At 69.4% G+C, this 13573-nt stretch carries 13 protein-coding genes; 8 read left to right on the top strand and 5 right to left on the bottom strand.

What is annotated here, in order from left to right; genetic code table 11:
- Positions 1-87: 87 nt before the first annotated feature.
- Positions 88-945 carry an NAD(P)H-binding protein gene (locus ACWCPI_RS37520; RefSeq protein WP_451042438.1) on the top strand — a complete coding sequence of 286 codons (858 nt, stop codon included), beginning with the start codon at positions 88-90 and terminating at the stop codon, positions 943-945.
- 337 nt (positions 946-1282) lie between these two features.
- On the opposite strand, the gene ACWCPI_RS37515 is transcribed toward ACWCPI_RS37520, so the two are convergent.
- From ACWCPI_RS37515 to ACWCPI_RS37505, 3 genes are all read right to left on the bottom strand, one after another.
- Positions 1283-1609, bottom strand: a complete 327-nt coding sequence (locus tag ACWCPI_RS37515; protein ID WP_451042437.1) for an ATP-dependent DNA ligase — start codon at positions 1607-1609, stop codon at positions 1283-1285.
- Positions 1610-1867: 258 nt separating this feature from the next.
- A complete protein-coding gene (locus tag ACWCPI_RS37510) occupies positions 1868-2986 on the bottom strand; it encodes a fatty acid desaturase family protein (protein WP_451042436.1) in 1119 nt (372 codons plus the stop codon).
- A 7-nt stretch (positions 2987-2993) separates the two neighbouring features.
- Positions 2994-4049, bottom strand: coding sequence for a ferredoxin reductase (locus ACWCPI_RS37505; RefSeq protein WP_451042435.1), 1056 nt, complete (start codon positions 4047-4049; stop codon positions 2994-2996).
- Between the two features lie 87 nt (positions 4050-4136).
- On the opposite strand from ACWCPI_RS37505, the gene ACWCPI_RS37500 reads away from it, so the two are divergent.
- Entirely contained in the window at positions 4137-5276 is a 1140-nt protein-coding gene (locus ACWCPI_RS37500) for a PucR family transcriptional regulator (protein WP_451042434.1), read from the top strand.
- A 353-nt stretch (positions 5277-5629) separates the two neighbouring features.
- Here ACWCPI_RS37500 and ACWCPI_RS37495 read toward each other — a convergent pair whose 3' ends face one another.
- The gene (locus ACWCPI_RS37495) at positions 5630-6520 is read right to left on the bottom strand and encodes a LysR family transcriptional regulator (protein ID WP_451042433.1); all 891 of its coding nucleotides are present in this window, start codon (positions 6518-6520) and stop codon (positions 5630-5632) included.
- Between the two features lie 123 nt (positions 6521-6643).
- Between ACWCPI_RS37495 and ACWCPI_RS37490 the strand changes: the two genes are divergently transcribed.
- Positions 6644-7642 carry an NADP-dependent oxidoreductase gene (locus tag ACWCPI_RS37490; RefSeq protein ID WP_451042466.1) on the top strand — a complete coding sequence of 333 codons (999 nt, stop codon included), beginning with the start codon at positions 6644-6646 and terminating at the stop codon, positions 7640-7642.
- A 225-nt stretch (positions 7643-7867) separates the two neighbouring features.
- On the opposite strand, the gene ACWCPI_RS37485 is transcribed toward ACWCPI_RS37490, so the two are convergent.
- Complete coding sequence (locus ACWCPI_RS37485; RefSeq protein WP_451042432.1) at positions 7868-9148, bottom strand: hypothetical protein; 1281 nt, start codon at positions 9146-9148, stop codon at positions 7868-7870.
- 462 nt (positions 9149-9610) lie between these two features.
- On the opposite strand from ACWCPI_RS37485, the gene ACWCPI_RS37480 reads away from it, so the two are divergent.
- The 5 genes from ACWCPI_RS37480 to ACWCPI_RS37460 all read left to right on the top strand — a co-directional run bounded on the left by ACWCPI_RS37480 (position 9611) and on the right by ACWCPI_RS37460 (position 13563).
- Positions 9611-9952 (top strand): hypothetical protein, encoded by a 342-nt coding sequence (locus ACWCPI_RS37480; protein ID WP_451042431.1) that lies wholly within the window; start codon positions 9611-9613, stop codon positions 9950-9952.
- On the top strand, positions 9949-10164 hold the full coding sequence (locus tag ACWCPI_RS37475; protein WP_451042430.1) for a hypothetical protein: 216 nt from the start codon (positions 9949-9951) through the stop codon (positions 10162-10164). Before ACWCPI_RS37480 ends, ACWCPI_RS37475 begins: the two co-directional genes overlap by 4 nt.
- Before the next feature lie 773 nt (positions 10165-10937).
- Positions 10938-11393: a hypothetical protein gene (locus ACWCPI_RS37470; RefSeq protein ID WP_451042429.1), complete on the top strand. Its 456-nt coding sequence runs from the start codon at positions 10938-10940 to the stop codon at positions 11391-11393.
- Between the two features lie 687 nt (positions 11394-12080).
- Positions 12081-12350 (top strand): acyl carrier protein, encoded by a 270-nt coding sequence (locus ACWCPI_RS37465; RefSeq protein ID WP_451042428.1) that lies wholly within the window; start codon positions 12081-12083, stop codon positions 12348-12350.
- Entirely contained in the window at positions 12340-13563 is a 1224-nt protein-coding gene (locus ACWCPI_RS37460; protein ID WP_451042427.1) for a beta-ketoacyl-[acyl-carrier-protein] synthase family protein, read from the top strand. Before ACWCPI_RS37465 ends, ACWCPI_RS37460 begins: the two co-directional genes overlap by 11 nt.
- The last annotated feature ends 10 nt before the right edge of the window (positions 13564-13573 follow it).

Genomic DNA, 13573 nt, shown 5'->3' with positions numbered 1-13573 from the left:
CGCTCCACCGTAAGCCGGGCGCACACCCGTCCGGGCCCCTGAAGCGTGCCGGAATTTCCAAGAGTCCGGCGCCGTCCGGCGCCCACCGTGGTGGACATGATTCTTGTGACGGGTGCCACCGGCACCATCGGCAGTGAAGTCGTACGGCAGCTCGCGGCGCGCGGCGAGAAGGTGCGCGCCCTGACCCGAGATCCGGCGAAGGCCCGTGTGCCCTCGGGCGTGGAGGTGGTACGCGGGGACTACCTCGATCCCGGTTCCCTGGCGGGGGCGATGTCCGGGGTGACGGCCGCGTTCCTGCTGGGCGCACCCGGCCCGGGCTCGCGGCCCGACCAGGCACTGGTGGCGGCGGCCCGCGCGGCGGGCGTTCACCGGCTGGTCAAGCTCTCCGCGATCGCGACGGGCGATCCGGACGTCGGCCCGTCCGGCGAGTGGCATGTGCCCGGTGAGCGGGCGGTGCGGGACAGCGGGGCCGAGTGGACGATCCTGAGGCCCTCGTCGTTCGCCTCGAACACGTTGAGCTGGGCGCAGGCGATCCGGCAGGGCGAGCCGGTGCCGAACATGACCGCTGACGGACTGTCGGGGGTGATCGATCCGCGTGACGTGTCGGAGGTCGCGGCAAGGGTCCTCGTCGACGGCGGCCACGCGGGGCGGACGTACACGCTGACCGGGCCGGAGACGATCAGCGTTCCGAGACAGGCCGCCGACCTCGCCTCGGTCCTCGGCCGACCGGTCGCCACGCGTGAGCTCTCCCCGGAGGAGACACGCGACCATCTGCTCACCGTGTGGGGCTTCGACGACGCACAGGCGGAGGGCATCCTCTCCGGTACCGCCTTCGTGCGCGGAGGCGGCAACGCGGTCGTCACCGAGGACGTCCCGGAGGTGCTGGGGAAGCCGGCACGGACCTACCGGGAGTGGGCGGCGGACCACCGGCAGGCGTTCATCTGACACCGGGAAACCGCACAGGGGCGGCGGGTATCGGCCCCGCCGCCCCGTCCCGGCGTCCGGTTCAGGACCGCCGCTCACGCAGGACGGCCGCCGCCAGGGCTGGTTGACGTTCAAGGTCTCCTTCGATCCCCACCCTGCCGTGAACGTCCAGCCCGTCCACGAGTGCTCGCTGGTGGCCGGGGAGAGCAGACCGGCGAGGGTGGCTCCGGCCGCCCCGGACAGGGTGGTGCTGCGGCCGACGTACTGCAGACGCCCCTCGGCATCGAGACGCCACAGCAGCAGACCGCGGGGCACCGCGAGGGAGCCGGTGACGGCATCGACGATCGCGTCCTGGCCCTCACGCACCTTGTCCTTCCGTCACCCGCACAGACGGCTGACACGGACTGTCGTGCCGTGTGAAGAGCAACCCTTCCACGCCGATCGCGGTCCAGGTCAGCCACTCGGTGACCGTGTCAGGGTCGGTGGTCGACGGGAACAGTGCCCACGGCGCCGTCAGCCGGCGCTCGGTGACCAGCGTCTCCCATGCCGCACGGCGCCGCTGGTACGGCCACGCGGTGGTGTCCTGGCCCGCCAGCCGCAGCACGTCGAAGGCCGCGAAGCGGGCGGGCCACTGCCCGGCGAGCCGGGCCGCTGTGGCAGCACGCCGCTGCAGCCGCTCCTGCATGCGCTCGAACGCCGGCCGCCCGGCCTCCTACACCACCAGCTCCCCGACTACCGGCCCGACCACGGCAGGTCAGCGCACAACAACTCCTCGCCGGGGGCTGTGGGCCGGGCTCCGGGCGCACGCCAGGCAGCGCAGCCGGGGCTGCCCGGAACCCGTGTCGTACGGTCTGATGGCGCGGCCGTCCCCCGTCCGTAACGGATCTCACCGAACCCGGCGGTGCCGCCGGTACGGCCGAAAGATCTGAACCGATACCGGCAATCAGGCCGCGACGAGCTCCTGCTCGCGGTCCGGCGTCTTGACCTTGGGCTTCTTGTTCGGCAGCGAGAGCCGGAAGACCTTGCGCCACGCGGAGAACACCTGCTTGGGCAGCGGCCCGGTGACGTACTCCAGCTCGTACTTTTCGAACAGCGCGCGCACCTTCACCGCGACCTCGGCGTACCGGTTGCTCGGCAGGTCCGGGAACAGGTGGTGCTCGATCTGGTGCGAGAGGTTGCCGGTCATGAAGTGCATGGCCTTGCTGCCGCTGATGTTCGCCGAGCCCATCATCTGGCGCAGGTACCACTGGCCGCGCGTCTCGCCCTTGATCGACCGGCGCTCGAAGACCTGCACGCCCTCGGGGAAGTGCCCGCACATGATCACCGAGTGGGACCAGAGGTTGCGGACCAGGTTCGCGGTGAACGTCGCGGCGAGCGTGGGGAGGAACGACGGGCCCGACAGCAGCGGGTGGATCACGTAGTCCTTGAGCACCTGCTTGCGGATCTTGCGGCCCACGGCCTTGGCCCGCGCGCGGAACTCCGGGTTCTTGCGGCGGCGCTTGTGCAGGTTCTTGCCGAGCTCCAGGTCGTACGCTGCGATGCCGTACTCGAAGAAGCAGGCGTTGATGAAGTTCCACAGCGGCTGGCCGAGGTGGAACGGGTGCCACTTCTGGTCCTCGTCGACGCGCATGATGCCGTAGCCGAGGTCGTTGTCCTTGCCGATGACGTTGGTGTACGTGTGGTGCAGCTCGTTGTGCGAGTGCTTCCACTGGTCGGCCGGCGAGACGTGATCCCATTCCCAGGTGGTGGAGTGGATCTTCGGGTCCCGCATCCAGTCCCACTGGCCGTGCAGGATGTTGTGGCCGATCTCCATGTTGTCCATGATCTTGGCCACGGACAGACCGGCGGTGCCGATCACCCACGCAGGCGGGAACATCGAGAACAGCAGTACGCCCCTGCTGACCAGTTCGAGCTTGCGCTGCGCCGCGATGACCTTGCGGATGTAGGCGGCGTCCTTCTCCCCGCGGCTGGCGATCACCTCGTCGCGGATCGCGTCCAGCTCGCGGCCGAGCTCCTCGATCTGCTCCGCGGTCAGATGGGCGGTGGGGTCGATGGCGGTCAAAGTGCTCCTACCGTTCGATGTCGCAGGGGCCCGCGGCGGCGGACACGCAGGTCTGGATGAGGACGCCCGGCTCGGCCTCGGTGATCTCGCCGGTGCGCAGGTCGCGGACGGCGCCCGCCTTGAGCGGGCTGACGCAGCCGAAGCAGATGCCCATGCGGCACCCGGAGGGCATGAGCACGCCCGCCTCCTCGCCGACGTCCAGCAACGGCGTGGCGCCGTCCGCGTCGACGGTCTTGCCGGTGCCGCTGAACGTGACCTCGCCGCCGTCGCCGGCGGCGACGATGCTGGGGCGGAAGCGTTCGGTGTGCAGGCGCTCCGGCACGCCGTGCTCGCTCCAGTGCTTCTCGGCGGCGTCGAGCAGGCCCGCGGGCCCGCAGGCCCAGGTCTCGCGCTCGGCCCAGTCGGGTACGAGTTCGTCGAGACGGGCGATGTCGAGCATGCCGTGGGTGTCGGTGTGCACCTCGGTGAGCCGCAGTTTGTTGCCCGCGACCAGGTCGTGCAGTTCGTCGCGGAAGATCACATCGTGCGGCTGTGGCGCGCAGTGGACCATGACGACGTCGTCGAACTCGGTGTCGCGCAGCATGCCCATCACGGGCGTGATGCCGCTCCCGGCCGTCAGGTAGAGCACCTTGGCGGGCTTGGCCTGCGGCAGCACGAAGTCACCGGTCGCCTGGTCGAGCTGGATCAGCGTGCCCGGTTTCACCCTGCGGACCAGGTGGTTGCTGACCTTGCCGTCCGGGATCGCCTTCACGGTGATCGTGACGCGGCCGTCCGGACGGTGTGTCGGCGAGGTGATGGAGTACGCACGCCACAGGCGCACCCCGTCGACGTCGACCCCGATCCGCACGTACTGACCGGCTCTGTGTCCGCGCCAGCCCCGTCCCGGCCTGATCACGATGGTCGCGGCGTCAGGCGTCTCGGGGTGCACGGCGTCGATGCGCCCCCGAAGGTCGGCACCGGCACGCAGCGGGCTGACCAGGTCGAGGTAGTCCGACGGCAGTAGCGGCGTCGTGACCATCTCCAGCAGTTTCCACGCCCTGCTGCGGAGGGCTGTACTCGTCATGGCTCCAGCTTGCTGCGCCGCAGGGCGTAAAGTCCTGACCGAAGGACGTGAATCTGGTGGGCTGAATTGTTCGCAGGGAATAAAAACATGAGCCATGCAATCCGGAGGGCCAGCGAACTCGCCCTGGATGAGACGACGGTCACCGCCTTGCGGGCCGCACTGACGACCACCGCCGACGAGGTCGTCCAGGCGATCATCGATGAGGTCCCTCCCTACGCCAACGCCCTGTCGGGTCACATGGGTGCCACCATCCGCCGAGCCGTCCGCACCGCACTGGGGCACTACCTGGACCTCGCGAGCGGGAGCGCCACAGGCGGCGACGGCGGTGACGCGGCCTACGAGCTGGGCCGCGGCGAGGTCCGCGACGGCCGTTCGATGGACGCCCTGCTCAGCGCCTACCGTGTCGGCGCCCGCGTGGCCTGGCGATGCCTGGCCGCGGGTGCCGTACCCGCAGGTCTGCCCGCCGCAGAGGTCGCCAAGTTCGCCGAGCTGACCTTCGCCTACATCGACGAGCTGTCCGCCGCGAGCGCCGCGGGCCACGCCGACGAACTGGCCGCCCGGGGCCGGGCCCACGAGCGTCACCTGGAACACCTGGCCCGCGAGCTCCTCGCCGGCGCGAGCCCGGACGTGCTGCTGGCCTCTGTTCAACGGGCCGGGTGGCAGCCTCCGGTTTCGCTGACCGCGGTCCTGCTGCCCGCCGCCCAGGCCCGGCCTGCCTACCGCGGGCTCGACCCGGGCACCCTCGTCCTCGACGATCTGCCGGACGCCACCGGTGTGCTGCTCGTCCCCGATGCCGACCGCGCACATCTCTTGCGGCGGCTGACCGACCGCACCGCCGTGGTCGGTCCGGCCCGGCCTTGGACTCGTGCGTCCGCCTCGTACGCACGAGCTGTCCGCGCGCGCTCCCTCTCCCGCGATATTCGCGACACCGAGGACCACCTGCCCGAGCTGGTGCTGAGCGCCGACGTGGACGCGTTCGCGGACTTGCGTGCCCGAGCCCTCGCACCGTTGCGGACCCTGCCTGTCGGGACCGCACGGCGGCTGGAGGAGACGTTGCGGGCGTGGCTGCTGCACCAGGGCAGGCGGGACGAGGTGGCGGCGGCGTTGTTCGTCCATCCCCAGACGGTCCGGTACCGGATGTCGCAGCTGCGGGAGCTGTTTCCGGATCTCGCATCGCCGGACCGGGTTCTTGAGCTGACGCTGGCGGTCGGTCTTCGGGCCGGCTGAGGCGTACTCCGACCGTCCACGACCGCGTCCGCGAGCGGTCCACGAATCGTGCCTCGTCCTCGGTGCCATCAGCCGGCATGCGGCCCGGGGAAGAGCTGCCGACGATCAACCCGCCTACCTGATCGTATGCGCTGTCTGTCCGGCAGGCCCGACGCTCTGAGCATGCCCGGAGCTGACTGCCCAACCCGTGCGGTACGCCTCTGGCTGCGTTGACCGCTGCTGGGCACGGTGGCAAGGTCGCCCTGGTGGCCGCCATGGGGTCGGACGCTGAGCCGGCACGACCCGACCCCGAGCGATACGACGGTTGCGCGACGAACACAGCGCGCGTGAGCACCGCTCGGGGCAGTTCGGTGTCAAGCGGGGCCCGGTCCGGCTGCCGGGGCGGTCAGGACGGCTTCGGCTGCCAGCCGGAGATTCCTGATCATCGGATTCGGGTCGCCCTTGCGGCTGACCAGGACGACCTGGCTCGGGGGAGCGCCCTCGACGGGGACGGTGACGAGGTCGGGACGCAGTGAGCTGCGCCGGTCGCCGACCGGTAGCACGGCGATCGCCCTGCCGCTCGCGACGAGTTCAAGCTTGTCCTCATAGCTCTCGATCGGCGGCACGCCGGCCCCGAGGATCCGGTAGGAAGTCCAGTCCGCGGTCTCGAAGGCGCACGGCGCCGCCTCCTCGCCGGCCAGTTCTTCCGCGGTCACCGAGGTGCGGTCGGCCAAGGGATGGCCGCGCGGGACCACGAGCATCCGGGGCTCCTCGTACAGCGGCGTGGCGAACACGTCGTCGGCGGCGAGCGGCAGCGGGGCCCGCGCGATCAGGGCGTCGACGCGCTTGTCGGACAGCGCCCCCACGTCGCGGCAGCTCAGATACCGGGTGGAGATCTCGGCGTCCGGGTAACGGTGGCGCAGTTCCCGTACGGCGGCAGTGATCACCAAGTCTTCGACGTAGCCGATGGCGATTCGTGCGGTCTCGGCCTGTTCACGCACGGCCGACTCGGCCTGGCGGGCGGCCTGCAGCAGGGCGTGGGCACGGGGGAGGAACCTCTGGCCGGCCGGAGTGAGCCGGGTGCCCTTGGGATCGCGGTCCAGCAGTCGTACGCCGAGATATCTCTCGAGCCGTTGGATCTGGCGGCTCAGCGCCGGCTGGGCCACGTGCAGGTCGGCAGCGGCCCGGCCGAAGTGCTGGTGCGCCGCCACCACGGTGAAGTAGCGCACGAGCCGCAGTTCCAGGTCCTGTCCGAGATCGTTCACGCTTTCCAGCGTAGGCGTCATGCCGTTTCGGAATGACCAGGTTGCCGAACAGGTCTTGGACGGCCGTGCCGTCCTGGGCCTTGACTGCAGGAGCAACGTTTCCCCAGGAAAGCGACAGGCGTGATGAAGGCGATCCAGTTCCACGAAGCGGGCGGGCCGGAAGTTTTGCAGTATGAGGAGGTGCCGGTTCCCGAGATCGGCCCGGGCGAGGTACTCGTCCGGGTGCACGCGGCGGGCATCAACCCACCGGACTGGTACCTGCGCGAGGGGATGAAGGTCATGCCGGCCGAGATGAGGCCGGCGCTGGAGTTCCCCCTGATCCCCGGAACGGACATGTCGGGCGTGGTCCAGGCGGTCGCTCCGGACGTGCTGAGGTTCGCCGTCGGTGACGAGGTCTTCGGCATGCTGCGGTTCCCCGGATTCGACGGCCGGACATACGCCGAGTACGTGGCCGCGCCGGCTTCGGACCTGGCTCACAAGCCGGCCGGTATCGACCACGTGCAGGCGGCCGGGGCGCCGATGGCCGTGCTCACGGCCTGGCAGTACCTGGTCGATCTCGGCCACGATGTGCCGTCTCCTTTCACCGGCCGGGTGCACCAGCCGGTGCCGATCACGCCAGGGATGACCGTGCTGGTCAACGGGGCCGCCGGTGGAGTGGGCCACTTCGCGGTGCAACTGGCGAAATGGAAGGGGGCACACGTCATCGCGGTGGCCTCGGGCCGGCACGAGCAGTTCCTGCGCAAGCTCGGCGCCGATGAGTTCATCGACTACACCAGGACGCAGGCCGCGGACGTGGTCAGCGATGTCGACCTGGTGATCGACACCGTCGGTGGCCCGGACAGCTCCCGCTTCCTGACCGTGCTCAAGCGCGGCGGCACCATGCTTCCGGTGTTCTTCGCCCAGTACGACCCGGAAGAGACGGCGAGTCTGGGCATCACAGTCTCGAACATTCAGGTGCGTTCCAACGGCCCCCAGCTCGCCGAGATCGGGCGCCTGTTCGACGAGGGCAGGCTCCAGGTCGGGGTGGACGGCACCTACCCGCTGCCCGAGGCGGGCAGCGCACACACGCGAGCCGCGCAGGGCCACCTCCAAGGCAAGATCGTGTTGACGGTGGTTTCGTGATCGGCGGCCGCAGCAGGTGGTGGCGGACTGTGCCCGCGTCCTGGGTGAGTTGGATGTGGCCGAGTGGGAAGCGGGCCTGACCGAGGACATGATCTCGGCCGGGGTCTGCACGTTCGGCCTGTGCCGGTCCGGCGGTGGGTGGCCCGGAGTAGGTACGCGGAGGGCCCCGCACGAACCCGGGAGGTCGGGGATTCACGTGCGGGGCCCCTGTCGGGGTGGGGGCGGTCAGACTCCGATCAGGGTGTACGTACCCGTACCGTCCTGCCTGCCGCTGGAGTACTGGCGTATGAACTCACCGTCCGCGTACCGGTCGTGGCCCATCATGGAGCCGGTGTACTTGTTCTGCACACCGATCTTCGAGCTGCCGGGTACGTCGCGGTAGATGTGGAACCGCTGGAGGTCGTCCTCCGTGCAGGGGGCCGTCTGCAGGACCGCCCGTTCGGTGGACGCGTTCTGCGCGGCGATGGTCGCGCACCCGCCGTTGCCCCAGTTCCACAGGGACGCCTCAAGGACCCCGTTGTGCTCCGTCACGTTGCACAGGCGCCAGTTGTCCAGGTGGGCGCTGAAGATCGACGAGGGCCGCAGGCGGACACCGTCGTCCGCCAGGAGCGGCGCGCCCCAGGACAGTGGCTTGCCGGGTACGGCGATCTTGTAGACCTCGGCCCTGCAGTCGAGAGCGGCCCGCGCGCTACGCCCGGTGGCCTTGGGCTGTTCCACGGACGTGCCGCCGGCGAGCGCCGGGCGCTGCACGAGGCGGTCCCGCTTCTGCTTCGCCGTCGGCGCCACCGCACCGGCCGGATGCTCGGCCTTCGCGGCGGCCGAGCCGCAGTCGAGGAGGCCCTGCGCCTTGGCCATGATGCTGCCTGCGGGCACCTGATCCTCGCAGCGCACCGCACCTTCCTCGAGGGTGGTGTAGGTGGTGAAGTTGCCGCCGTCGGGCCCTTCGATCCACTTCAACGCCCAGCTGCCGTCGCCCCGTTGGACGCGGTTGCAGTTGAGGCTTCCGTACGTACCGGTCACCTTCTTGGTGCCCTTGTAGGCGCCGTAGTAGCCGGGCTGGTTGAAGTTCCACGTGACCGCATTCGACTCGGTGCTGGTGGAGGTGTAGTCGACCTTCACGCTCAAGCCCAGGCTCGCTCCGACCTTGCCGAGGGTCTCGACGGCGAAGCCGCCCTCGACATTGCCGTTGAGGCCGACGGAGACCGAGATGGTCGTCTGCGTGCTGGTGGTGACTGTCTGGGTGCCGGTTGTGCCCTCGGTGACGTACCAGCCCTTGAAGTGGGTGACCGTCGGGGACACTTCGGTGCTCTTGATGTACGGGTGGCGCTTGCCGAGATCGGTGGCAGTGCAGGCCTCACCGATCTTTGCCTGAGCAGCGGCGGGCTTTGCCGGGGCGGCGGCGGAGGGCGAGGCCGCGAAGCCCATGGCGGCCATCGCGGAGGCCGCCGCAGCGGTAAGGGCTATGAGCTCTCTGCCGAAGCGGCTGGTCGAACTTAAGTGACGCATCGTTGTCTTTCCCCCTTTGGCCGGCCCGCGCGCAGGCGGGAACCCCAGCCGGTGGTGTGGTCAGTGTGATGGTGCTGAGCGCGACTGAACATAGAGTCGCCCAGTGAAAAGAAGATGACGGAATCAGCGACTTTGATCACGCCGGGGCGGAATGGCCTGTTCACGGTTGGTCGCGCGGGCGGTGGCCGAGCCACTGCGGGCGGCACAACATCGTGTACGCGCGATCGCCAGGCTGCCGCTCCGGCCTGTGGCGGTGTTTACCAGTGGTGTCCCCGAGGTGATCCGCCGGGAGTCGGCACATGTCCACGCCCGTGACGCCGTCTTCAGGCTCGACTTCGCAGGGGTGCGCAGGTGGTCGGCGAGTAGGCCGGGCAGATCGAGCACCATGTCCGGGTTGCTTGTCGGCTGGTGTGCTGTTCGTTGCTCACCCGGCCAGCCGCGGGTGACGTCTCGTGCGGCGGCGTGAACATCTGCGAGTCGACGCTGGAAGGGCTCGACACCGCCCGCAAGGGCGAGCACGGCGGCCGGCCGCCGGTCATCACCGACGACATGCTCCACATCGTGCTCCGGCGGAGGGCGAACGGCGAGTCCGTCGGGCAGATCCAGCCCGACCTGATCATCCCCACCGGCAAGCGCAAGGGACAGAAGTCCTCGGTGGGCAGCATCTACCGGGCGCTCGCCGAGCACGCCAAGCGCGAGGCATACCCCGAAGCCCTCGCCTGGGCCGATGCCGACTTCGTGGGCCTCCAGGCCGGCGAACTCCCCGCCCCGCGCACAGCGGGGCAGACGGAACCAGGCCGGTGACCAAGTACCTCGCCGTCCTCCAGTTCACCGCGAACGGCCCGAAGGTCACCGGGGAGTGGACCCCGGACACCACCGCCCTCCGGACCTGGCGAGACCGGGTCGGCCTCTACGGTGCCGATGAGCAAGTGATCATCCGTGTCATCGAGGAGACGGACGGCCGAGAGCGTGTGCTCACCGCCTGGGAGCACGGACAAGTCGTCGAGGCGCCATAGAATTCCGCCTGAGGGGGCAGCCGGAATGCGCCTGACCGTGCCGTAGCTGTCCACCGACACATCACGCGCTACCCATGATCGGGAACGTGGCGGCCGTCGTCCAGTCGCTTGTATGCACCTGGCGGGTAGTCGGCGTTCAGGGGCAGGACCGGTCTGCCGCTCTCTTCCTCTACCGTCCAGTCGCCGGAGCCGCCGGTGAGGATGAGCGGCGGTTCGTCGCCGATGCCGCACTCGGTGCTGGGCCGGTGGGGACGACGACCTCGATCATGGTGGTGTCCTCCAGCCCGGACAAGAGGAGGCGGAGCTGCCCTACGGTGATCGGGACGGCCTTGTGCTGGTAGCGGTAGACCATGGCCCTGAGCGTGCCACGACAGAATAGGGAAGACCGTGTATACGCGCTGGAGGGGCTGTTGCCGGAGTACGGCACGTGAGGTGACTGCCCGGGTGACGTGTCATGTCCCGGGTTGATTGCCCCGGCCTGGTCAGACCAAGGCTCAAGATCAGCTACTGGCGGCTTTTGGGCTCACCTCGGCGATACCCCGATGACGTACGCCCCAAGTCTGCTCCGTGCGCCCCTCCGTCGTACGTGTGCCCCAGAGGGGACGGTGGGGATTCGGTATGTATGCGGACGAGTTCCGCCCCTCCTGTGAGGAAGGCCCGAAGGGGCCAGGGGCAGGATTCGCTTGGTGTGGAGGTGTCTTCTCACCGTCCCGCCCTGCTTGGAAAGGGCAGGCGTTCCGCGACAAGTGACGACAAGCAAAGGGGCATCACATATGCCGACTCACATCCTTGCTGGCTTGGGAACCGCCAGCTCCAGCTACAGTCCGCCCATCACCCAGAGCGCACAGACGGTCACCGTGCACAGCGCTACGACATTTGTGCCGCCTGTGCCCTGCGCCGATGCTCCTACTAGGCTACTGATCTCCTCTCAGGTCAACGGCACCTTTGTGACTCAATGCCTGGGCAGCGTCACCGAGCCGAACCACCATGGCACGCTCAAGTGGTCGGATGGCACCACCAGCGCGTTCAACGTGAACACGTTCACTGCCGAACGCGTGGAAGGCCACATTGTCGGACATGCCGAGGGCACCATCATCAATGGGCACTACTCGGGCGCCACCATCAATCTTCTGCCTCTCCGGCTGGCAAACCAGACCGCAGCCTGCCTGGCCGGTAGCAGTGTTTCTGGCGGCACTGGTGCAGAAGTGGTCGTCGTGACAGCGCCCTGAGTCTGGATCAACCGGTCGGTAAGGGGGGCGTCGGTCTTCTCCCGTCTCGCGCGTCGGCGGAGCCGGGGAGCGCAGCCATGAAGAGATGGTGCATGTGAGCGGCGCGACAGCAGGTGCCTTGCGGGACTTGGCGCCGTCGGTGGGGCGTCCGCTCGTCCGGCATCTGGCGGTGGCCCGTGAGTGGTTCCCCCATCAGTACGTGTCGTGGGGCGGAGCACGGGACTTCGCATGTCTCATGCAGGCCTACGTCCACGCCCGTCGTGCGATGGACCTGGTGGCCCTTGAGGAGCTACGGATGCGGCATGCGGGCGGCCGGTTACCGCAGCGACCTGCCGACCGTCCTGTATGCGCTGTCGTACGTGACGGTGCAGGAGCTGGCGACCTGCCAGGCGCACCGCAACGTGGGCGTCATGTGCGGTGCTCCGGTGGGTGAACAGCTGATGGCGTGTATCGCCGCAGACGACCTCGATGTCCGCCACCAGCACGTCGTGCGGCCCCTTTTGCGCGCCCTGGGAGTGATGTGTCTCTGTCCGGCCTCGGCCCATCGGGCGAGCAGGCCCAGAAGCGACTGGGGGAGCACCTGGAGTCGCTGCGGGCGCAGGCGTCCCGCGCGCGAGAACTGTACGAGCGGATGAAAGCCGGTGACGGTCCAAGGCGTTCCCGCACCACTGCACAGGAGGTCACGGCATGACACAGGAAGTGGGACAGGACATCCAGCCGGTGCTGCCCGAGTCTTTGGTCACCCTGCTGGCCAGTCATCTCGACGTCGAGGCGGACCCGCAGCAGCTGACGGCGGCGACGACATTCGAAAGCCTCGGGATGGACTCCTTGTCCTTGATGGAACTCGTGGTGGCGGCCGAGGAGGAGCTCGGGATCGTCCTGCCGGAGGACGCCGTGGAACTGTCCCCGGTAGCCACGCTGGGCGAGGCCGCCCAGGTGTTCGAACGTGCGCGCTGAAGTCGCGGTCACCGGACTGGGTCTGGTGACTCCCGCGGGGCACAGCGCCGAGGACAACTGGGCGGCCCTGTGCCGGGGCCGCTCCCTGGCCGCCTCCGATCCGGAACTCGCCGGACTGCCCGTCGACTTCTCGTGCCAGGTACCCGGTTTCGACGCCGTCGCTGAACTGGGACGGTCGCTCGCCCGGCGGGTGGACCGGTTCATCCAGTTCGCCCTCGTCGCCGCCAGGCGAGCCGTCGCCGACGCCGCGCTCGACCCCACGTCCTGGCCGGCCGAGCGGGTGGGCGTCGTGCTGGGTGTCGGCTCGAACTGCCTGAGTACCTACGTCACCGAGTTCGGCCACCTCGGCGCGGGCCGCCCCGAGCGGGTCTCACCGCTGGCGCTGCCGCGCAGTGTGCCGAACATGGCGGCCGGCGAGGTCGCTATCGACCTGGGCGCCCAGGGGCCGAACTTCGTCACCTCCAGCGCCTGCGCGTCCGGCGCAACCGCGATCGGTGTCGCACGGGACCTGCTGCGGGCGGGCACCTGCGACATCGTCCTGGCAGGCGGCAGCGAATCCGGGCGCTCCCGGATGACGGCGATCTGCTTCACCCGGATGCGCGCGCTCTCCCGACAGCGGGAGCAGCCGGAGCTGGCCAGCCGGCCGTTCGACGCGGCGCGGGACGGCTTCGTCCTGGGCGAGGGCGCCGCCGTCCTTGTAATGGAACGTCTCACACAGGCAAAGGCCCGCGGCGTTCCGGCGCAGGCGCTGCTGCGCGGTTATGGAGCCGGTGCGGACGCCCGTCATCCGGTTGCCCCGGACCCGGCCGGTGTCGGAGCGGCCCGTGCGGTCCGCGCCGCGCTGGAGGACGGGGCCTGCGTTGCGCGTGATGTGGGTCTGGTCAACGCGCACGGTACGTCGACACCGTTGAACGATGCCGCCGAGGCCGCGGCCCTGACCCGGGCGTTCGGTGACGACGTGCCACCGGTGACCGCGTCCAAGGGCGTCATCGGTCACGCTCTTGGCGCGGCTGGAGCGATCCAGGCCGCGTACACCGTCCTCGCCCTGCGCCGCCGCCTCATCCCGCCGGTGGCGAACTTCCAGGGCCAGGACGGCGAGTACAAGCTGGACATCGTGGCCGGCCGCCCGCGCCCGGTCGACACAAAGACGGCTATCAGCTGTTCCTTTGGGTTCGGCGGGCAGAACGCCGTCCTGCTGTTCACGGCCCCCTGAGACGGGCAGG

Source organism: Streptomyces sp. NPDC001920 (assembly GCF_053594495.1).
The sequence above is the reverse complement of the archived record's forward strand: the minus strand, read 5'-3'. Positions and strand labels throughout refer to the sequence as shown.

Bases quoted from the DNA above. Each gene is read 5' to 3' on its own strand.
- ACWCPI_RS37515 (WP_451042437.1), bottom strand. From the start codon at position 1,609: ATGCAGGAGCGGCTGCAGCGGCGTGCTGCCACAGCGGCCCGGCTCGCC.
- ACWCPI_RS37505 (WP_451042435.1), bottom strand. From the start codon at position 4,049: ATGACGAGTACAGCCCTCCGCAGCAGGGCGTGGAAACTGCTGGAGATG.
- ACWCPI_RS37500 (WP_451042434.1), top strand. From the start codon at position 4,137: ATGAGCCATGCAATCCGGAGGGCCAGCGAACTCGCCCTGGATGAGACG.
- ACWCPI_RS37490 (WP_451042466.1), top strand. From the start codon at position 6,644: ATGAAGGCGATCCAGTTCCACGAAGCGGGCGGGCCGGAAGTTTTGCAG.
- ACWCPI_RS37485 (WP_451042432.1), bottom strand. From the start codon at position 9,148: ATGCGTCACTTAAGTTCGACCAGCCGCTTCGGCAGAGAGCTCATAGCC.
- ACWCPI_RS37470 (WP_451042429.1), top strand. From the start codon at position 10,938: ATGCCGACTCACATCCTTGCTGGCTTGGGAACCGCCAGCTCCAGCTAC.
- ACWCPI_RS37465 (WP_451042428.1), top strand. From the start codon at position 12,081: ATGACACAGGAAGTGGGACAGGACATCCAGCCGGTGCTGCCCGAGTCT.